Annotated in this window: 17 protein-coding genes; 13 read left to right on the top strand and 4 right to left on the bottom strand. The window is 74.6% G+C overall.

Going from position 1 to position 18,805, the window contains the following annotated elements; all coding sequences use genetic code 11:
• The 3 genes from AB0A74_RS15100 to AB0A74_RS15090 form a co-directional block, all read left to right on the top strand.
• Nucleotides 1-778, top strand: a 778-nt coding sequence (locus tag AB0A74_RS15100; protein WP_358249664.1) for a CoA transferase, incomplete at its 5' end; no start/stop codon positions are given.
• A complete protein-coding gene (locus AB0A74_RS15095; RefSeq protein ID WP_358249662.1) occupies nucleotides 775-2,271 on the top strand; it encodes an AMP-binding protein in 1,497 nt (498 codons plus the stop codon). The genes AB0A74_RS15100 and AB0A74_RS15095, both read left to right, overlap by 4 nt.
• Complete coding sequence (locus AB0A74_RS15090; protein WP_358249660.1) at nucleotides 2,268-2,684, top strand: carboxymuconolactone decarboxylase family protein; 417 nt, start codon at nucleotides 2,268-2,270, stop codon at nucleotides 2,682-2,684. Before AB0A74_RS15095 ends, AB0A74_RS15090 begins: the two co-directional genes overlap by 4 nt.
• Here AB0A74_RS15090 and AB0A74_RS15085 read toward each other — a convergent pair whose 3' ends face one another.
• Both AB0A74_RS15085 and AB0A74_RS15080 read right to left on the bottom strand, forming a co-directional pair.
• Nucleotides 2,685-4,172: a hypothetical protein gene (locus AB0A74_RS15085; protein WP_358249658.1), complete on the bottom strand. Its 1,488-nt coding sequence runs from the start codon at nucleotides 4,170-4,172 to the stop codon at nucleotides 2,685-2,687.
• A gap of 58 nt (nucleotides 4,173-4,230) precedes the next feature.
• On the bottom strand, nucleotides 4,231-5,772 hold the full coding sequence (locus tag AB0A74_RS15080) for an FAD-dependent oxidoreductase (RefSeq protein WP_358249656.1): 1,542 nt from the start codon (nucleotides 5,770-5,772) through the stop codon (nucleotides 4,231-4,233).
• On the opposite strand from AB0A74_RS15080, the gene AB0A74_RS15075 reads away from it, so the two are divergent.
• The 3 genes from AB0A74_RS15075 to AB0A74_RS15065 are packed head-to-tail and all read left to right on the top strand — an operon-like array spanning nucleotide 5,771 to nucleotide 7,568.
• Nucleotides 5,771-5,914 carry a hypothetical protein gene (locus AB0A74_RS15075; RefSeq protein ID WP_343933372.1) on the top strand — a complete coding sequence of 48 codons (144 nt, stop codon included), beginning with the start codon at nucleotides 5,771-5,773 and terminating at the stop codon, nucleotides 5,912-5,914. The genes AB0A74_RS15080 and AB0A74_RS15075 overlap by 2 nt on opposite strands.
• On the top strand, nucleotides 5,914-6,360 hold the full coding sequence (locus AB0A74_RS15070; RefSeq protein ID WP_358249654.1) for a DUF6098 family protein: 447 nt from the start codon (nucleotides 5,914-5,916) through the stop codon (nucleotides 6,358-6,360). The genes AB0A74_RS15075 and AB0A74_RS15070 overlap by 1 nt, the downstream gene beginning before the upstream one ends.
• Complete coding sequence (locus AB0A74_RS15065) at nucleotides 6,357-7,568, top strand: FAD-binding protein (RefSeq protein ID WP_358249653.1); 1,212 nt, start codon at nucleotides 6,357-6,359, stop codon at nucleotides 7,566-7,568. The genes AB0A74_RS15070 and AB0A74_RS15065 overlap by 4 nt, the downstream gene beginning before the upstream one ends.
• Here the strand turns inward: AB0A74_RS15065 and AB0A74_RS15060 are convergent.
• Nucleotides 7,552-8,415 carry a sigma-70 family RNA polymerase sigma factor gene (locus AB0A74_RS15060; RefSeq protein WP_358249651.1) on the bottom strand — a complete coding sequence of 288 codons (864 nt, stop codon included), beginning with the start codon at nucleotides 8,413-8,415 and terminating at the stop codon, nucleotides 7,552-7,554. The genes AB0A74_RS15065 and AB0A74_RS15060 overlap by 17 nt on opposite strands.
• Before the next feature lie 78 nt (nucleotides 8,416-8,493).
• On the bottom strand, nucleotides 8,494-10,695 hold the full coding sequence (locus AB0A74_RS15055) for a cyclic nucleotide-binding domain-containing protein (RefSeq protein ID WP_358249649.1): 2,202 nt from the start codon (nucleotides 10,693-10,695) through the stop codon (nucleotides 8,494-8,496).
• 508 nt (nucleotides 10,696-11,203) lie between these two features.
• Here AB0A74_RS15055 and AB0A74_RS15050 point away from each other — a divergent pair.
• The 7 genes from AB0A74_RS15050 to AB0A74_RS15020 all read left to right on the top strand — a co-directional run bounded on the left by AB0A74_RS15050 (nucleotide 11,204) and on the right by AB0A74_RS15020 (nucleotide 18,802).
• Entirely contained in the window at nucleotides 11,204-11,965 is a 762-nt protein-coding gene (locus AB0A74_RS15050; protein ID WP_358249648.1) for a VOC family protein, read from the top strand.
• 200 nt (nucleotides 11,966-12,165) lie between these two features.
• Nucleotides 12,166-13,230: an acyl-CoA reductase gene (locus AB0A74_RS15045; RefSeq protein WP_358249647.1), complete on the top strand. Its 1,065-nt coding sequence runs from the start codon at nucleotides 12,166-12,168 to the stop codon at nucleotides 13,228-13,230.
• A 1-nt stretch (nucleotide 13,231) separates the two neighbouring features.
• Nucleotides 13,232-14,611 (top strand): acyl-CoA reductase, encoded by a 1,380-nt coding sequence (locus AB0A74_RS15040; protein WP_358249646.1) that lies wholly within the window; start codon nucleotides 13,232-13,234, stop codon nucleotides 14,609-14,611.
• 80 nt (nucleotides 14,612-14,691) lie between these two features.
• The gene (locus AB0A74_RS15035) at nucleotides 14,692-16,275 is read left to right on the top strand and encodes a methyltransferase (protein WP_358249644.1); all 1,584 of its coding nucleotides are present in this window, start codon (nucleotides 14,692-14,694) and stop codon (nucleotides 16,273-16,275) included.
• A 71-nt stretch (nucleotides 16,276-16,346) separates the two neighbouring features.
• Nucleotides 16,347-17,513, top strand: a complete 1,167-nt coding sequence (locus AB0A74_RS15030; RefSeq protein WP_358249643.1) for a sugar efflux transporter — start codon at nucleotides 16,347-16,349, stop codon at nucleotides 17,511-17,513.
• A gap of 15 nt (nucleotides 17,514-17,528) precedes the next feature.
• The gene (locus AB0A74_RS15025) at nucleotides 17,529-18,068 is read left to right on the top strand and encodes a hypothetical protein (RefSeq protein WP_358249642.1); all 540 of its coding nucleotides are present in this window, start codon (nucleotides 17,529-17,531) and stop codon (nucleotides 18,066-18,068) included.
• Nucleotides 18,069-18,139: 71 nt separating this feature from the next.
• Entirely contained in the window at nucleotides 18,140-18,802 is a 663-nt protein-coding gene (locus AB0A74_RS15020) for a hypothetical protein (protein WP_358249641.1), read from the top strand.
• Nucleotides 18,803-18,805: the final 3 nt, after the last annotated feature.

Here is an 18,805-nt window from a genome sequence, read left to right as displayed (position 1 = left end):
CGGGCTGGGCCTGTCCTACGACCTGTTCACCCGCACCACCACCGGCAACCACTACAAGGTGGTGCAGGAACTGGTGGTCGAGTCCTGCCGCCGGGTGCAGGGCCCGCTGGCCGGGCACCTGCTGCGGCTGCTCGGCGCGACCGTCGTGCGCGTCGAACCACCCGGCGGCGACCCGGCGCGCGGCGTGCCCCCGCTGGCCGGCGGCACCTCCGCCCGGTTCCTCGCGCTCAACCACGGCAAGGCCACCGTCGAGATCGACCTGGCCACCGTCGCCGGCCGCCTGGACCTGCTCGACCTGCTCGCCCGCGCCGACGTGTTCCTGCACAACTGGGCCCCCGGCAAGGCCGCCGCGTGGGCGCTGCGGCCCGCCGACGTCGCCCGCGTGCGGCCCGGCATCGTCTACGCGCACGCCTCCGGCTGGGGCGACGCCCTGGGCCCGAACCCGCCGCTGGGCACCGACTTCGTCGTCCAGGCCCACGCCGGCGTCCCGCCGTCGCTGATGACCCTGGTCGACGTGTTCGGCGGCCTGGTCGCCGCGCACGGCGTCGTCGCCGGGCTGCTGCGCCGCCACCGCACCGGGCACGGCCAGTCCGTGGCGTCCTCGCTGCTGTCGGCCGCGTCCCGGCTCAACGCCCGCGCCCGCGGCCGGTGCGCCGCGCCGCTGACCGTGCCGGTGTGCACCGACCTCGCCGCGCTCGCCCACGACCCCCGCTTCGCCCGCGCCCTGCACCGCGTCCCGTGCCCGGTGCCGCTCTCGCCGTGGGAGTTCCTCCGATGACCTGGCGCTCCACCACCGGCCTGGAACTGGCCGACCTCGTCCCCGCCGACCTGCGCCGCGCCTGGGTCGCCGCCGGCCACTGCCCCGACCGCGACCTGCACACCCTGTTCCGCCACCGCGTCCGCCGCCACCCGCACCGCACCGCCGTCGTGGACGAACGCGGCAGCCTGGACTACGCCACCCTCGACGCGGAGGCCCGCGGCCTGGCCGGCGCGCTGCCCGGGTTCGGGCCGCACGACGTCATCGGCATCCGCGTGCCCAACGGCCGCGACGCGGTCATCGCCGAACTCGCCGTCGCCGCGATCGGCGCGGTGGCGCTGCCCTTCGCGGGCGGCCTGGCCGACGCCATGAGCCTGCTCGGCCGCGCCCGCGCCACCGCGCTGATCACCGCCGCGCCCGTGCCACCCGGCCTGTCCCACCTGCGCTGCGTCGTCCCGCCCACCGCGCGCGGCCCCGAACGCGACCCCGAACCCGTCGACCCCGAGGCCCCGGCCCGCATCCTGGTGTCCTCCGGCTCCGAGGCCGAGCCGAAGATGGTCGCCTACTCGCACAACGCCTTCGCCGGCGGGCGCGGCAACTACCTGCGCGCCGTCCACGGCGACACCCGCGTGTGGCGGGACCTGGTGCTGGTGCCGCTGTCCTCCGCTTTCGGGTCGTTCGGGGCCACGATCACGCTGTGCCGCTTCGGCGGGACCCTGCTGCTGCAACGCCGCTTCGACGCCGCCGCAGCGTTGCGCGTGATCGCCGACCACCGCCCGACCCACGTGTTCGGCGTCCCGGCGATGCTGCGCCGCCTGGCCAACCAAGCGTCCACAGTGGACACCTCATCGGTGCGGGCGCTGGTGTCCAGCGGGGACGTCCTGCCGCCGCCGACCCTGCGGGCGTGCCGCTCGGCGTTCGGCGTGGACGTGGTCAACGTCTACGGCTCCTCCGACGGCGTCAACTGCCACACCACCACACCCGAGCACGGCGTGGGCCGCCCCGACCCCGCCGTGACCGACATCCGGGTCGTGGACGGCGAGATCTGCGCCCTGGGCCCGATGACCCCGCTGTGCCACGTGGCCGCGCCGTCCTCGCGGCTGCCCGGCGGGTGGGTGCGCACCGGCGACCAGGGCCGGTTCGACGAGACCGGCGCCCTGCACGTCGAGCGGCGCCTGCGCCGGGTCGTCATCCGCGGCGGCTACACCATCAGCCCCGCCGAGGTCGAACAGGCGCTGGTCGCGCACCCGGCGCTGTCGGAGGTGGCGTGCGTGCCCGTCCCCGACCCCGACCTGGGGCAACGCCTGTGCGCCTGCGTCCGCCCCCGCCAGGGCCACCCGCCGCCGGACCTGCCCCAGCTCACGTCGTTCCTCGCGCACCACCAGGGCGTCACCCCGCACAAGCTGCCCGAGTACCTGCTCGTGCTGCCCGAGTTCCCGGTGGCGCACACCGGGAAGGTCTGCCTGCGCACCCTCACCCGACTGGCCGCCGAACGCCACGGAGGAACCCCATGACCCTCGACCCCCTGGCCGGCCCCGGCTACCACGCCCTGGTCGCCCTGTCCAAGGCCGTGGACGCCGACAGCCCCCTGCCGGTGGGCCTGCTGGAACTGGTCCGGCTGCGCTGCTCCCAGCTCAACGGCTGCACCTACTGCATCCGCCTGCACACCCGCCAGGCGCTGGAGGCGGGGGAGCGGCGCGTGGACGTGGTCGCCGACCACCACACCCACCCGCTGTTCACCCCGGCCGAACGCTCCGCGCTCACCCTGGCCGAGGCGGTCACCCTGGTCCACGAGGGCCGGGTCCCCGACCAGGTCCTGACCGCCGCCATCCGCGACCACGGCGAACCCGGAACCCAGAGCCTGATCTGGGTCAGCCTGGTGACCAACGCGTTCAACCGCCTGGCGATCAGCACCCGCCTGACCTGATCAAGGCCCCGTCAGACCGACCACGGGCGCGGGCGTGCCGCCGAACGCGCTGCGCGCCACCACGACCGCGCCCGGCGCGGGCACCAGGTGCACCTGCGCCGGCGACCCCGAACCGTCCAGCCGGACCGGCGTCCGGGTCACCGCCGACCCGTCCAACCCTTGCGTCACCACGGTCAGCTCACGGCCGTTGTCGTCGCACACCCGCAAGTACGTCGTCGCGGTGGTCACCTGGGTGCGCCGGCCGGCACAGGCCGGATCGTCCGGGGGAGACTCCCGGGCCGGCCGCGCCGACAACGCCCCGGTGTCCGCGTCGAACACCCCGTCCGTGACCGCACCCGGCGCGACATCCGCCGTCACCACCCGCACCGACACCGCCGACCCGTCCGGCGTGCCCTTGAGGTGCACGTCCCGCCGCTCACCACCCGAACCAGCCAACGGCACCCGGTGCTCCCAGCGCCGCTCGCCGGTCACCTCGTCCAACGCCACGACCACGAGCCGGTCCGCGCACTCCTCCACCGCGAACGCCGTCGACCGGCCGCGCACCGCTCGCACGTACGGGGCGGCGCACCCGTCCGACGGCGACCACCGCCACCGCCGCTCGCCCGTGACCAGGTCGTACCCGGTCAGTCCGGCGCCTTCGGGCAACGCCAGGGTGCGGGTGCCGGGCACGATGTCGTCCACCTCCGCGGTCACCGCCCGCACCAACCGCTCGAACCGCACCCGCCCGGTGTCGGCGTCGAACACGACCATCAGGTGCCGGCGCGTGTCCCGCCCGGTCCGGAAGGTCGCCACCACCGTCCTGCGGTCCACGGAGGCCGCCAACGCGCCCACCTGAGCGCCCCGCCGGCCGTACCGCCAGTCCTCGCGCCCGTCGGAACCGCTCAACGCGACCACCGAACCGTCGGCCAACGCCACCACGACCCCGTGCCCCGCCGAGACCACCCCGACCACCGCGGCCCCCGGCTGCCACGCCCACTGCCCACCACCGGGCCGCTCCACCACCGCCGGCGCGTCGAATCCCCGGGCCTCCCGCGGCGACGACCGCACCACCGCGCCCTCGGCCACCACCGGAGCCACCACGACCACCCCGACCGCGACCACCGCCGCCACCACCCTGACCAGCCCCACCCGCCCCGACCCGGACCGCCCCGACCCGGCCTGTTCCGGCCCCGAGCGCCGGGCGGCGGACCACGCGGCACCCACCGCCACGACCAGCGCCCCGGCCGCCAGCACCGGCACCCGCGGCCCGGCCAGCCCGGTGCCCAGGTCCACCGCCAGCAACCACCCGCACCCGCCGGCCACCGCGACCGCGCCGCACACGGCCACCACCCGCGCGGCCCGCGCCCGGGCGAGCGCGGCCATCGCGACCACCCCGACCGCCAACCCGATCACCGTCGGATCGACCACGTCGGAGCGGGCCGCACCACCCGACAGCAACGGCGCCACCACAGCGGCGACGGCACCGACCAGCGTCACGTACCCCAGCATGTCCGGGACCTCCCGGCGGCTGAGACGCAGAGATCCACCCGAAGGGTTCCGACCGCCGTCAGTCGGTCACCTCACGCCGGGCCAACGGCTTGGTCGCCGGCCCCTCCAGCACCTCGCCGTCCACCCCGAACCGCGACCCGTGGCACGGGCAGTCCCACGTCCGCTCGGCGTCGTTGAACCGCACCCGGCACCCCAGGTGCGTGCACGTCAACGACACCGCGTGCAGCGCCCCCGACTCGTCCCGGTACACCCCGGCGTCACCGACCACCCGCGCCGACCCCGCCGGCACGTCCCGGGCCGACTTGGTGTCCGACGTGCGCAGCCGGTCGCCGACGAAGCTCACCGCCGCCCGCCCGTTGATCTGCGCCAGCGCCGGCAGCGACTTCAACGACACCCGGTGCGGCGAGAACCGCTCGGCCCACGGGTTGTCCCGCCCCAGCAGCAGGTCGGACAGGATCATCGCCGCGAACGTCCCCGTCGACAGCCCCCACTTCATGAACCCCGTGGCCACGTAGAGCCGCGACGACCCGGGCGTGTACGACCCGATCATCGGCAACTTGTCGAACGCCGACGGGTCCTGCGCCGACCACCGGTGGGTCACCGACCCGACGTCCCAGTGCCGCCGCGCGAACGCCTCCAGCTCGCCGTAGGGGTCACCCGGCGAGTCCCCGGTCGCATGCGACCGTCCACACACGATCAGCAGGTCCCGGTAGGCCGACAACGACCACGAAGGACTGCCCGCGCTGATCGCCAACCCGGTCGGCGGCGCGCCCGACCGCAGCTTCACCGCCACGCAGTAGGACCGGTTCGGCTCCAACCGCGAGAAGTACAGCCCCCGGTCCAGGAACGGGTAGTGCGTCGCCACCACCACCCGGTCCGCGGTCAGCGTCCCGGTCTCGGTGACCACCCGGCAGGGTGAACCTTCACCGACCCGGGTCACCCGGCTGTGCTCGTACACGGCCGACCCGTCACCCGGGATGCGCCGCGCCAGCCCCGTCACGTACTTGACCGGGTGCAGCGTGAGCTGGTCGTCCAGCCGCACCGCCGCGAACACCTCGAACGGCACGCCCATGCCCTCGCCCCGGTCCCGGTCCACCGGCAGCCCGGCGCGCGCCGCGGTCAGCGCCTCGTGGTCCACGGCGGACAGTTCGTCGGGGCTCAACGCGAACGTGTAGGCCGGGGCCCGCCGCAGGTCGCAGTGCACGGCCAGGCGCGCCACCTCCGCCACCCCCGCCGCGCTCGCGGCGGCGTAGTCGGCCGCGGCGGACTGGCCGTGCTTGTCGGCGATCGTCGAGTACACGGTGGACTGCAAAGCGGTCACCTTGGCGGTGTTGTTGCCGCTGACCCCACCGCCCACGCGGTCGGCCTCGACCACCGCCACCGACACGCCCGCCTCCTTCAACCGCAACGCGGTCGTCACCCCGGTGATCCCGCCGCCGATCACCACCACGTCGAAGTGGCCGTCACCCGCCCGAGGGAACTCGTCCTGGTCCGTCGTCCACAGGGAGTGCCGCGCCGTCACCGTGTCATGGCCCATGGTCACCGCGTACCCCGCGCCCGACGGGTTCGAACCGCCGGCGACGGGATATCCCCCCGCCATGACCACACCCGAACCCGAGGAACCCGACTTCGCCGAGGAGCACACCCGGCCGACCGTCGCCGACGAGCAGGTCAACCAACCCAACACCGAGCCCGACGAGTCGGTGCCGCGCGACGACGCCGGCGGCATGGAGCCCGTGTGATGCGCACCCTGGCCACCCTCGACCAGGTGGTCGACCTGCTCACCGAACACGGCGACCACCTCTTCGTGCGCTGGTCGCAGGGCCCGGACGCGGACGAGGGCCGGCAGAGCCGCGACGGGCTGACCGGCGTGCGCCTGCCGGGCCTGTCGGCCAACCCGCTGGCCGTCGAACCGTGGTGGGGCGACCGGTCGCTGCGGCTGTGGGTCGCCCGCCGCCTGCACGACTACCGCCACCTCCAGCACAAACGCGGTCCCGGCGTGCGGCCGTGGGTGCTCATCGGCAAGGAGGCCGGGCGCGGCCCGGACAACGAGCCGCTGGTGGAGTGCCGGGAACCGCTGGCCTGGATCGGCGACGACGCCCTGGCCGAGTGCGAGGAGCTGGTCGCCGCCCACGCCCGGGAGTGGGGTCCGCTGGACCGGGAGGGCCCGGCAGAATCGCGCGGGTGACCACGAACTGGGCGGGCAGCTTCACCTTCACCGCGGACCGCGTCGAGTCCCCGACCTCCGTCGACGACGTCCGGCGGGTGGTGGCCGCCGCGAACCGGGCGCACGTGCTGGGCGCGGGCCACTCGTTCAGCCGGGTCGCCGACACCACCGGCACCCTCATCCGGCTCGACGCGTTGCCGGAGGTGTTCGAGCTGGGCCCCGACACGGTCCGGGTGAGCGGCGGCACCCGGCTGGCCGGCCTCGCCGAACGCCTGCACGCCAAGGGGTTCGCGCTGCCCGCCCTGCCATCGTTGCCGCACGTCACCGTCGCGGGCGCGGTCGCCACCGGCACCCACGGCTCCGGCGACGGCGTCGGCACCCTCGCCGACCTGGTCCGGTCGCTGGACCTGGTCACCGCCGACGGCGACCTGGTGACCCACCGGCGCGGCGAACCCGACTTCGACGGCGTGGTGGTGTCGCTGGGCGCGCTCGGCGTGGTGGTGGCGCTGGAACTGGCCGTGGTGCCGACGTTCGACGTCGAGCAGCGGGTCGTGGCCGACGTGCCGCTGGCCGCGCTGGTCGAGCGGTTCGACGACGTGTTCGCCGCCGCCCACAGCGTCAGCGCCTTCACCACCTGGGACGGCACCGCCCGCGTGTGGGTCAAGCGACGCGTCGGCGACCCGCCCGCCGACCTGGCCTGGACCGGCGGCCACGACGCCACCGCGCCGCTGCACCCCGTCCCCGGCCAGCCGGCCCACCACTGCACCGCCCAGCTCGGCGAACCCGGCCCGTGGCACGAGCGGCTGCCGCACTTCCGCGCCGACTTCACCCCCAGCGTCGGCCGCGAGCTGCAGTCGGAGTACTTCGTGCCGCGCGAGCACGCCGCCGCCGCGCTCGCCGCCCTGGCCCGGCTGGACTTCGGCGACCTCCTGCTCACCTCCGAGATCCGCACGGTCGCCGCCGACGAGCAGTGGCTGAGCCCCACCTCCGGCCGGGCCGGCGCCGCGTTCCACTTCACCTGGCGGCAGGACGACGCGGTGCACGCCGAACTCGCCCGGATCGAGGACGCGCTGGCGCCGTGGCGGCCCCGGGCGCACTGGGGCAAGCTGTCCACCCACCCCGGCGACTACCCCGGGCTGCCCCGGTTCGCCCGCCTGCGCGCCGCCCTCGACCCGGCCGGCAAGTTCCGCAACGCGACCCTGGACGGCTGGCTCAGTCCAGCTCGATGAGCTCCAGGTCCCGCACCCGGGCCGGGTCGGCCAGGATGTCGATCGCGACGATCCGGCCGCCCGACACGGTCATGCCCAGCAGCGACACCGGCACGCCCCGCTCCGACGACAGCACGCCCAGGCCGCCGTCGACGAGCACGTGCCGGCCCTCGCGCGAGGCGGAGCGGAACGCCAGCGCCTGGCCCGCCACCGCCGCCGCGCCGCGCACCACGGGCCGCTCCGGCTTGAGCGCGCCGAAGTCGACCCGCAGCACGACCTCCGGGTCCAGCACGGCCAGCAGCGCGTCGAAGTCGCCCCCGCGCGCGGCGGCCATGAACGCGTCCACCACCTCCCGCTGCCGGCTCAGGTCGTCGGGCACGGGCGACCCCGTCCGCACCCGCCGCCGCGCCCGGCTCGCGAGCTGGCGCGCGGCGGCCGGGGTGCGCCCGACGATCGGCGCGATCTCCTCGAACGCCACCCCGAACAGGTCGTGCAGCACGAACGCCAGCCGCTCGGCCGGCGTCAGCGTCTCCAGCACCACCAGCAGCGCGATCCCGACCGAGTCGGCCACCACCGCCTCGTGCTCGGGGTCGTCGCCGGAGACCGCCTCGGGCACGAACTCGTCCAGCGGGTCCTCGCGCCGCGCCGAGCGCGACCGCAGCATGTCCAGGCACACCCGGCCCACGACCGTGGTCAGCCACCCGCCGAGGTTGGCGATCCCGTCGGCGTCCGAGCGCCGCAACCGCAGCCACGCCTCCTGGACGGCGTCCTCCGCCTCGCTCGCCGAACCCAGCACCCGGTAGGCCACCGAGCGCAGGTGCCCCCGGTGGGCGTCGAAGCGCTCCGCCAGGGAAGTGGTGTCGTCCACGGTCGACTTCCTCCGATCACGTTGTGCCGCCACCTCCCTGACGGACGCCGCCGCCCGGGTGTGACCGCGGTGATCAGATCACGTCATCCGGGCGAACCTGCGCAGGTGGTCCAGGTCGGGGACCAGCACGTCACGGCGGTAGTGGCTGATCACCACCCCGGCCTTGCGCAGGTCGCTGAACGCCTTCTCCGCGGTGCGCGGCTTCATGCCGGCGATCGAGGCCAGTTCGACCTTGGTCAGCGGGATGCCCAGCGTCCAGCCGCCGCGCTCCTCCCGGCCGTAGGAGCCGACCAGCTCGGCCAGCACCCGCGCGACCCGTTCGGCGGCCGAGTGCGACAGGAAGTCCCGGCGGCGCTGGTTGGCCCAGCGCAGCTGGTCGTCGATGACGCCGATCAGCTCCACGAACATGTCGTTGTGGCGGTGCATGAACGCGGTCAGCTCCGCGCTGGTGATCAGCTTGGCCACCACGTCTCCGCAGGTCACGACGGTGGCGGAGCGGGGTTTGTGGTCCAGCGCGGCCATCTCGCCGACCAGGTCGCCCGCCACCCGGACCGCGAGCACGGCGGTGTCCCCGGCCTCGTCGGTGACCTGCACCTTCACCATGCCGTCCAGCAGCAGGTAGGCGTGGGTGTCGCGGGCGTCCTGCTCGATCAGCTCCCGCTCGCCCGCGTACCGCACGACCGTGCCGATGGTGAGCAGCTCCTGGCGGGTGTGGTCGCGCAGCCGGCCCAGCAGGCTGGCCGCGGGCCACTGCGGGTCGGTGTTGACCGGGCCGTAGGGGGCGGACACGCGGTGCGGCACGGGGCTGCGGGTCAGCGGGATCGCGGGGCGGGTGCGGCTGAGCAGGCGGGCGGCCTCGTCCACCGGGACGTGGACGTCCTCCAGGCTCGCGCCCGGGTCCATCGCGTGGGTCTCGCAGGCGCGCAGCTGGTGGGCGATCAGCCGGGCCGCCGGGTGGTCCGCGCCGTGCACCGACGCGACCCGGGCGGCGGCGGTGCGGACGGTGTCCATCGCGCGGCGGGCCTGGGTGTGCGCGCCCTCGACGCGGGCGACCTCCAGCTCGGCGGCGGCCAGGTTGGACTGCGCGACCAGGGTGTGCGGGTCGTCCGGGCCGAGCCGGGCGAACGCGGTGTCCGCGGCGGCGCGCAGGGCGGGCAGGGCGAGCTGGGTCTGCCCGGCGGCGCGGCGCACGCGGGCCAGCTCGAACTCGGCCGAGGCCAGGTTCGAGCGGGCGACCAGGGCCTTGGGGTGGTGCGGGCCCAGGGCGGTGATCGCCCGGTCGCAGGCTTCGCGCAGGTCGTCCACGGCGGTCTGGGCCTCGTCCGCGCTGCCCCGGTCGCGGGCGTCCTGGAACCGCGAGGACATCAGGTTCACCAGCGCGGCGATCGTGCGCTGGTCGTCCGCGCCGAACGCGGCGGTGGCCCGCCGCAGCTCCGCTTCCAGGACGGGCAGCGCGCCGGCGGGGGTGGCGAGGAGGTCGGGGGTGCCGGAGGAGGGCACGACCCCGATGGCCGCCAGGCCGGCCGTGCCGTGGGGCAGGTGCTGACGGGCGGCGGCGTGGCCGAAGGGGTGCGCGGCGCGCTCGACCGGCCGGCCGTTGGTGGTGCGGGGGTGGGGTTGCGGGGCCCGCGTCAGCGCGGTGGCGTCGGCGGTGCGCTCGTGCGGCCGGGCGGTGGCGTGCTCGTGCGGCTGGGCCGTGGCGGGTGTGCGCTGGTAGGGCTGCGCGGCGGCGCGGTCGTGCGGCTGGGCCGGGTCCGTGGCGCGGCGGTAGGGCTGCGCGGTGCCGCCCGCGGCCGGGTCGTGGTGGCGGGCGGTCGTCTCGTGGCCGATTCGGGCCGCCGGTGCCGCCGGGCGCGCGGTGGCGTGTGGCGCGGTGGCGTGTGGCGCGGTGTGGGTGGGGGAGTCGGGGCGGCGGGGGCTGGGCGTGTGCGGCGTCGGTGGGGTGGTTCGGGGGTGAGCGGGGTGGGGGATCGGGACGGCGGGTCCGGCGGTGTCGGTCCGGCGCGCGACGGCGACCAAGGCGCGCTGGTCGCGCACCTTCGAGGCTTCGTCGCTGCCCGGCTCGACCAGGTCGAGCATCGCGTCCAGGAGTTCCTCGCCCGCCTCGGCCGAACCGATCCGGGTCAACGCGGTCACGCAGCGCAGCAGGCGGTCCAGGTGCCGCCGGGCGGTGGTGGCGTCGAGGGTGTCGGCCAGTTCGACCGCCAGGTGCTGGGCCTGGCGACGGTCGGGCGTGGCGTGCGACAGGACGGATTCGAGTTCGACCACTCGGCTGTTCATCCGGCACTCCAGGTGGCTGGTGGTTTGCATCCAGTGGGCATGGGGTGCGAGTCGTACTGCCGGCGTGGAATCACTCCCCATAGCGCGAATATCGCGATGTGCGGGGCCGCGTTAGCCCGACCGGTGACATCGTTATGGTAGGAATGGCCGGACCGCCCACAGGGGCCGCAAAAGTGCGGAGACCTCGGGTTCTGCCAGGCGGGCGATTCTCGACTCCACTTCACGCGGAATTGTCACCGAATGCGTTGGGAGCGCTCCCACAATTGCTCCCGGTCCCGCGTGCGGAACCGGTCGGCGTCGAATCTTTCGACAACGCTGCGTGTTCACCCCTCCGAGCGAGATCAACCGGTGAAAACACCCGCTTGGCGTAGTTGGGCCAGGTGGGTGGGTGACGCGTGACCACGACACCGGCCACCGTGCCGCGCGAGGGCGCTTTCCGGATGCCCGCCCCGGCCGGCGGCGCTAGCGTGGTGCCGCCCCGGACACCACACCACCCGGCAGGTGCACCGTGCTCACCACGAACGCCACGCCCGGCACGCCCAACTGGCTCGACGTCGGCAGCCCCGACGTGGAGCGCACCGCCGCCTTCTACACCGCGGTGTTCGGCTGGGAGGCGCGCGGCTTCGCGCCCGGCGGCGAGTACGCCCTGTTCCTGCACGGGAACAAGACCGTCGGCGCGGTCGGGACGCTGGACGACGGCGCGTCCTCCGCCTGGACGATCTACTTCCACTCGCCCGACGTGGACAGCACGGCCCGCGCCGCCCGGGAGGCCGGCGGGCGGGTGCGGCTGGAACCGGTCGACGTCCCCGGCGGCGGGCGGCTGGTGCAGCTGACCGACCCCGGCGGCGCGGAGTTCGCCGCGTTCCAACCCGGCGAGAACCCCGGCCTGGAACTGGTCACCGAACCCGGCTCGCTGGCCTGGACCGAGCTGCACAGCCCCGAACCGGACACCGCCCGTGCCTTCTACCGCGCCGTCCTGGGCTGGGACGCCACCGACATGCCCATGGCCGAGGGCCGGTACACCGTCTTCACCCCGGCCGGCGGCCACGAGGACGCCTCCTTCGGCGGCGTCGCGCCGCTGCGACCCGGACACCACCCGCACTGGCTGCCCTACATCGAGGTCGCCGACACCGACGCCGCGGTGGCGGGGTCCACCGCGGCGGGCGGCACGGTCGTCATGCCCGCCGCGGACTACGAGGGCGTCGGTCGGATGGCCTGGCTGGCGGACCCGTTCGGCGCGCGGTTCGCCGTCATCACCAGTTCTTCGTGAGCGATCCCCCGCCGGGACAGGGGTAGTGCGATCAGGCGACGTTCCTTGTTGGACGACCGCTCACGTTGCTAGCGTGCCCGAGTCGCTGCCCGGCCGGGATGGCACAGCGGGTGCAAGGGAGCACCCGACCTGGGGATGTGTCACACCTTCCACCCGATTTTCCACGTCGGGGTGCCATGACCGAGCATGGAGGCGCATCGATGACCGTTGCCCACGACGACCCGCACGTCCACCGGCTGTTCGAACGGTTGGCGCTGCTGGCGACCGACCGGCAGGGCGACCCGGAGGCGTTGCACGACCAGCTCGTCGAGCTGGCGGTGGCCAACTCGCCGGAGGTCGCGCGGTACTGGAAGCAGGTCGGCACCGGGGTCGGCATCCCCGCCGACGCCTACAAGGACGGCGGGCCGCACCTGTTCCCCGACGAACCCGCCGTGCGCGAGTTCCGCACCAGCGGCACCACCGGCGCCGTGCGCGGGCGCGTCCGCTACACGAAACTCGGCTTGGCGCTCAAGGGGATCGCCGTGCGGGCCCACGCCCGCCGCAGCTTGGTCCCGGACCCGGTGAAGCCCGCCGTGGTGGTGTTCGCGCCCAGCGAGCAGGCCGCGCCGGACATGGCGATCGCGTTCGACATGGCCCGCATCCGCGAGGAGTGCGGCGACCCCGACTACAGCGCCTCCGTCATCGGCGCGGACGGTGTGGACTACGACCTGCTCGCCCGCGCGCTGGACCGCGCCGTCGCCGACGGGGTGCCGGTGGTGATGGTCGGCGCGAGCTTCGCCTACGTCAACATCTGCGACCGGCTGGAGGCCGAGGGCCGGCGCTGGGAGTTACCGCCCGGCTCGCGCATGTTCGACGGCGGCGGGTTCAAGGGCCGCTCCCGCGTGATGCGGGTGGACGACCTGCGCGACGCGGTGCGCCGCGTGTTCGGCGTCGAGCGGTTCGGCAACATCTTCGGCATGACCGAGCTGGCCAACCAGCACTACGACGCCACCGACGAACCGGTGGGGCCGCTGGGGGAACGGCCCAAGGCGTGGCAGCACTTCGGCGGCCCCCGCGTCCGCGACCCCCGCACCCGCGAGTACGTCGCCGAGGGCCGGGGCCTGCTGGAGATCACCGACCTCTGCCTGCTCGACCGGCCGCACGTCCTGCTCACCGGCGACCTGGGCATCGCCCACCGCGACGGCGTCGCGATCGCCGGCCGCATCGCCGGCAGCACCAGCCGGGGCTGCTCCCTCTCGCTGGACGAGCTGACGGGAGGGCGCTGACGTGGCGGTGTCCTGGATCCCCGACGGCATGGGGGAGACCGAGACCTTCACCCTGTCCTCCGGCGAGGACGAGTGGCCCGGCGCGCGCCCGGTGGACTGGGCGGTCGCCGGGGAAGGCCTGCGGCGCGCCCACGAACGGCTGCGCGACCTGCCCGTGCGGCGGATCGTGGCGGCCATCGACGCCGTCGCCGAGCGGTGGGCCAAACGCGACTTCCCGCACCGCCGCCGCGTGGTCGCCGACGCCGCCACGGTGACCGGCATGTCCGAGGAGACCGTGGACCGCGCCCTGGACGCCGAACTGGGCAACCTGCGCACCGGCTCCCTGCTCGCCGCCCTGGAACGCGAACTGGGCGACCCGGAGGTGCTCGACGGCTTCCGCGGCGGCACGCGGGCGATCGGGCCGCGCGTCACGCTCGCGGTGTTCTCCGGCAACGTCCCCGGCCTGCCGGCGCGGTCGCTGGTGCGGGCCCTGCTGGTCAAGTCCGCCCTGATCGCCAAGATCCCGGCCAAGGAACCCAACTTCACCGCCGCGTTCCTGCGCTCCCTGCACGAGGTCGAGCCCGTGCTGGCCGACGCCGTGCTGGCCACCTACTGGAGCCGTGACGACGACGCCACGTTGTCCGCCGCGCTGGAGCAGGCCGACGCCGTCGTGGCCTACGGCAGCGACCAGGCGTGCGCGGCCATCCGCGCCCGGGTCGCGCCGCACCAGGTCTACGAGGAGCACGGCCACAAGCTGTCCTTCGGCATCGTCAGCGACGCCTACTCCCGCCTGCACGGCCCCGCCGAGGTCGCGCGCCGGATCGCCGCCGACTGCAGCGACTTCGACCAGCACGCCTGCCTGTCGCCCCAGGTGTACCTGGTGGACCGGCGGCACGCGCGGGCGGTGGCCGAGCACGTCGCCGACGCCATGCGCCGCGCCGCCGCCGACTGTCCACCCGGGACGGTCGGCGAACAGGACGCGACCGTGTTGCAGCACCGCCGGATCGTCGCGGAGTGGCGGGCGGCGAGTTCGGCGACCGGCGAGGTGTGGGCGGCGGACGGTCTGGAGTGGACGGTCGTGCTGGACGACACCCTGCTGCCGCTCAGCGGCGCGGGCAACCGGGTCGCGCGGATCGTCGCGGTCCCGGACGTGGCCACCGCCGTGGACCTGATGCGCCCGTACGCCAAGCACCTGCAGAACGTCGGCCTCGGCGCGGTGGGGGAGGAGTTCTGGCGCGCCGCCGAGGAGTTGGCCCGCCTCGGCGCCAGCCGGATCGCCGCGCCCGGCGAGATGAGTCGCGCCGGGCTGGAATGGCGGCACGACGGGCAGCCGCGCATCGCCGGCCTGGTCCGGTGGTGCGACGTGGAGAAGCACCCGGAATCGGCCGCCACGGCGCGCTGAATCCGCCGTACGCTCGACCGCGGGTCCCGTCCCGGCTGGGGAGACGGGGACCGGCTCACGACTGGGGGAAGGGTACCGCCATGTCCTTTTCGGGTCTGTGCGAACGCGACGCCCGCCGCGTCGCCGACACCGTCGCCTTCATCGGGCGGACCGGCACGCGGGAGGCGCTGGACGCGGTCTTACCGGGCCTGGACCTGGTCCGCCACCTGGACTTCGCGCACGGCGCGCTGCTGGTCGTCGCGCCCGACGTGGACGCCGTCGTGGCGGACCTGGTGCGGCTGGGCTTGCGTCCGCGCGACCCGGTGCCCAGCGTGGTGGTGCGCGACCGGTTGGCGCAGCGGCTGGGCCGGGAGGACCTCGACGTGCGGATCGTGCACGCCGTGGTCGGCGCGGGACCGCGCGAGGTCGAGGTGTTCGTGCTGTGCGGGGACTTCCCGGACGTGCCCGGCGACGAGGAGCACCTGGCCTTCCGGGCGGCCACCGACGACGACGTGGTGCTGCGCGGCGTCTACGAGCACCTGGCCGACGCGGGCCTCACGCCCGACGGCGGCGGGTACAACAAGCACGAGGACGTCACCGTGCTGTACCTGCGGGGCGCGCGGCGCATGGAGTTGACCGTGCCGGGTCACCGGGAATCGTTGCTGCGCAGGCACCTGGGCCGCCCCGACCGGCCCCGGCGGGACCTGCTGCGGCTGATGAGCGGCGCGTGGCGGACCCGGTCGCTGGCCGTGGTGGCGGAACTGGGCGTGCCGGACCTGCTGGCCGACGGGCCGCGCACGACCGCCGACCTCGCGGCGGCCTGCGGCGCGCGGGCGGACAACCTCGGGCGCGTGCTGCGGTACCTGGCGGCGCTGGGCGTGTTCGCGCTGGACCGGGACGGGTGGGTGCTGACCGAGACCGGCGCGTTGCTGCGCGGTGGCGTCGAGGGGTCGCAGCGGGACCTGGCGCGGCTGTACGGCGGGCTGTTCTACCGGTCGTTCTCGGCGCTGGAGCACACCGTGCGCACCGGCGAGTCGGCGTTCACCCGCGTGTTCGGGGCCGACCCGTTCGACCACTTCGCCGCGCACCCGGCCGACGCCCGGCTGTTCGAGAGCGCGATGGCGGCCGGGACGAGCTTCCTCAAGATCGTGCCGGAAGCGCTGGACCTGCCCGCCGAGGGCGTCGTCGTGGACGTCGCGGGCGGTGACGGCCACCTGCTGGGGTACGTGCTGGGCTGCGCGCCGGGCCTGCGCGGCGTCCTGTTCGACCGGCCGCACGTCATGGACCCGGCGCGGGCCGTGCTGTCCCGGTTCGGCTGCGCGGACCGGGTTTCCCTGGTGCCCGGCGACTTCTTCCGCGACCCGGTGCCCGCCGGCGGCGCGGTGTACCTGCTCTCGCGCATCCTGCACGACTGGGACGACGAGCGGTGCGCGACCATCCTGGGCGGCATCCGCGCCGCCGCCGCGCCCGGCGCGCGACTGGTGGTGGTCGAACGGCCGGTGCCCGAGACCCACCTGGAGGAACTCCCGCTGGCGTGGGACGTGCACATGATGGTCAACAACGTCCACGGCCGCGAGCGCACGCCCACCGAGTACCGGGACCTGTTGGCGGCCAACGGTTTCCGACTGGACGAGATCCGGCCGCTGCCGCTGGACATGGCGGTGCTCGCGGCCACGGCCGTGTGATCCCCGCAAGTCGTCCCACGGGTCGGAAATCCGTTTCGCCGGTGTCCGGGTGGGCGACGATGATGGGTGCCATGGCTCATGTGAGCGCTCCCACCGCACCCGGTCGCCCGTTCGTCCCGTTGCTGGCGGTGAGCCTGTTGACGGGCGTGGGGTACGCGCTGGCGTTCCCGTTCCTGTCGTTGTTCCTGGTGAAGGAGCTGGGGGCGAGCCCGTTCGCGACGGGGGCGTTCCTGCTGTCGGGGGCGATGTCGTCGCTGGTGGTCAGCACGCTCATCGGGCGGCTGTCGGACGCGCGGGCGGTGCGGCGCAACCTCATGGTCGTCGCGTCGCTGGCCGGTGCCACCGGATATGCGTTGTTCGCCGTGGTGCGCAACTACTGGCTGCTGTTGGTGGTGTCGATCGCCCTGCTGTCGGTGGCGTCGGTGCTGATGCCGCAGTTGTTCGCGTACGCCCGCCAGGTGCTCGAACGCAGTGGCTCGACCCGTGCGCCGCTGGCGATCAGCGCGTTGCGCACCATGATGTCGGTGTCGTGGGTGGGCGGACCGCCGCTGGCGGCGTTGCTGATCGACGTCAGCGGGTTCGTCGGCCTGTTCGGCGCGGCGGCGGTGATCTGCCTGCTGGGCGCGGGCGTGACGGCGTTCCTGCTGGACGAGCCGGGGCTGGACGAGGCGACCCGCGGTGCCGGCGGCGGGGGCGGGTTGCGCCGGGACATCGCGTTCGCGGCGGTGGCGTTCACCCTGTTGCAGGGGGCGTCGCAGTTGGGCGTGATCGCGATGCCGTTGTTCATCGCCGACGTCCTGCACGGTTCGACGTCCGACGCGGGGCTCGTGCTCGGCCTGTGCGCGGCGTTGGAGATCCCGCTGATGCTCGGTCTCGGCGCGTTGGGCATGCGCGTCGATCTGCGGCGCATCGTCCTGGCCGGTGGTGCCGTCGCGCTGGCCTACTACGCGGTCATGCTGATGACCACGGCGACGTGGCAGGTCTTGGCCGCGCAGCTGCTGCACGCGACGGTGATCTCCGCCGTGATGGGCGTGGGCATCTCGTTCTTCCAGGACATCGCACCGGACCGGCCCGGCTACGCTACGACGTTGTACACCAATACGATGAAGGTCAGCGGCATGCTGTCCGGTCCGTTGTTGGCGCTGTCGGCGGTGTTCGGCTACCGGAGCGCCTACGCGATCGGGTTGGTGATGTCCGTGCTGGGCGTGGCCTTCCTGGTGGCGGCCCGCCGCCGCTGAACCCGGGGGGATCCGATGGACCTGCTGGCGAGGCAGGACGAGTTGCAGGCGCAGGCGGAGGACGTGCTCGCGGCGCTGGACCTGGTGCCGGCCCTGTCCGCGCTGGGCCGTCCCGTGCGGGTGGGCAGCTCCGCGCTGGGCCTGATGGTGCGGCAGGACATCGACATCACCGTGGTGGTGCCGAAGCTCGACATGGCCCCGGTGGCGGCGTTGGGCGCGACCCTGGCGAACCACCCGGACGTGCGGACCGTGCAGATCCGCGACGACACGGGCCGCTGGAACACCGACCCGGACTACCCGGACGGGCTGTACCTGGGCGTGGCGTACGGGCAGGGGTGGAACCTGGACGTCTGGTTCGTGGACGAGCCCGACCGCCAGCCCGACCTGCGGCACGTCGCCACGTTCCCGGCGCGGCTGACCGCCGAGACCCGGGCGGCGATCCTGCGCGTCAAGCGGGACTACCCGCAGTACCGGAGCCTGGAGCTGTACGAGGCCGTGCTGGACGGCGGCGTGCGCACGGTCGAGGAGTACCTCCGGTGGCGTGAATCCCGCTGAGGTGTCCGCCCTTTTCGGGAGAACCCGCCGGGGGAGCTTGCTAGACCTTTCCCCTCAGGGGAGGGGGCCGAGTGGCGGACGGACGGCGAATCGGCGGAGCCGGAGGCGGCAGCGACCCGGCGAACAAGAGCAACGCGGGGGCCGTGCTGCTCGCGGGCGTGGTGGCGGTCGGGGCGCTGGGTGGCGGGGTCGGGGTGAGCACGGTCGGCGAGCTGACCGGCGCCGCCACCGGCGGCCAGAGCGTGTCGGTGCGCAAGGCGGAGGGCCGCAAGGACGCCCGACGGGGTGACGCCGACGCCGCCTGGCGGCGGTTCGCCATGCGGGAGAAGCGCCGATCGGCCCTCCAGCGGGCCGAGTGCGTGACGTCGTCGTTCGGCCAGGTCCGGGAGTACTTCCTGCGCCACCGGTGCACCTCGATGGACAGGATCCTCATCGCCGTCGAGGACGACTCCGGCGGCACCGCGCTGATCTCGGTGGTCTGGGTCGGCTTCGCGACCGCCCGCGACGCCGGCGGGTTCAAGCGCCTGGTGGACCGGCACGCCACCGGCGACATCACGCCCTTGCCCGCGTCGCTCCTGGGCCTGCCCGCCACCACCTTCCACGGCCACAACTACGGCTCCGACCAGGACCGCGCGGTGGTCACCGTGGCCGAGGCGGAGGCCGCGACCGGTCACCTGCCCGCGGAAGTCCTCGACGCCCTGGCCGAGACCGCCGCCGCCCTGCCCAAACCCTGACCG

It is taken from the genome of Saccharothrix sp. NPDC042600 (assembly GCF_040647305.1).
In the GTDB taxonomy this organism is placed as follows: Bacteria; Actinomycetota; Actinomycetes; order Mycobacteriales; family Pseudonocardiaceae; genus Actinosynnema; species Actinosynnema mutabilis.
This window is presented reverse-complemented; position numbering and strand designations above follow the sequence as displayed.

Excerpts from the sequence above, each read along its gene's own strand:
- AB0A74_RS15085 (WP_358249658.1), bottom strand. The coding sequence starts at position 4,172 with ATGCTGGGGTACGTGACGCTGGTCGGTGCCGTCGCCGCTGTGGTGGCG.
- AB0A74_RS15045 (WP_358249647.1), top strand. The coding sequence starts at position 12,166 with ATGACCGTTGCCCACGACGACCCGCACGTCCACCGGCTGTTCGAACGG.
- AB0A74_RS15025 (WP_358249642.1), top strand. The coding sequence starts at position 17,529 with ATGGACCTGCTGGCGAGGCAGGACGAGTTGCAGGCGCAGGCGGAGGAC.
- AB0A74_RS15030 (WP_358249643.1), top strand. The coding sequence starts at position 16,347 with ATGGCTCATGTGAGCGCTCCCACCGCACCCGGTCGCCCGTTCGTCCCG.
- AB0A74_RS15075 (WP_343933372.1), top strand. The coding sequence starts at position 5,771 with ATGACCACACCCGAACCCGAGGAACCCGACTTCGCCGAGGAGCACACC.
- AB0A74_RS15090 (WP_358249660.1), top strand. The coding sequence starts at position 2,268 with ATGACCCTCGACCCCCTGGCCGGCCCCGGCTACCACGCCCTGGTCGCC.
- AB0A74_RS15055 (WP_358249649.1), bottom strand. The coding sequence starts at position 10,695 with ATGAACAGCCGAGTGGTCGAACTCGAATCCGTCCTGTCGCACGCCACG.
- AB0A74_RS15035 (WP_358249644.1), top strand. The coding sequence starts at position 14,692 with ATGTCCTTTTCGGGTCTGTGCGAACGCGACGCCCGCCGCGTCGCCGAC.
- AB0A74_RS15070 (WP_358249654.1), top strand. The coding sequence starts at position 5,914 with ATGCGCACCCTGGCCACCCTCGACCAGGTGGTCGACCTGCTCACCGAA.
- AB0A74_RS15080 (WP_358249656.1), bottom strand. The coding sequence starts at position 5,772 with ATGGCGGGGGGATATCCCGTCGCCGGCGGTTCGAACCCGTCGGGCGCG.
- AB0A74_RS15095 (WP_358249662.1), top strand. The coding sequence starts at position 775 with ATGACCTGGCGCTCCACCACCGGCCTGGAACTGGCCGACCTCGTCCCC.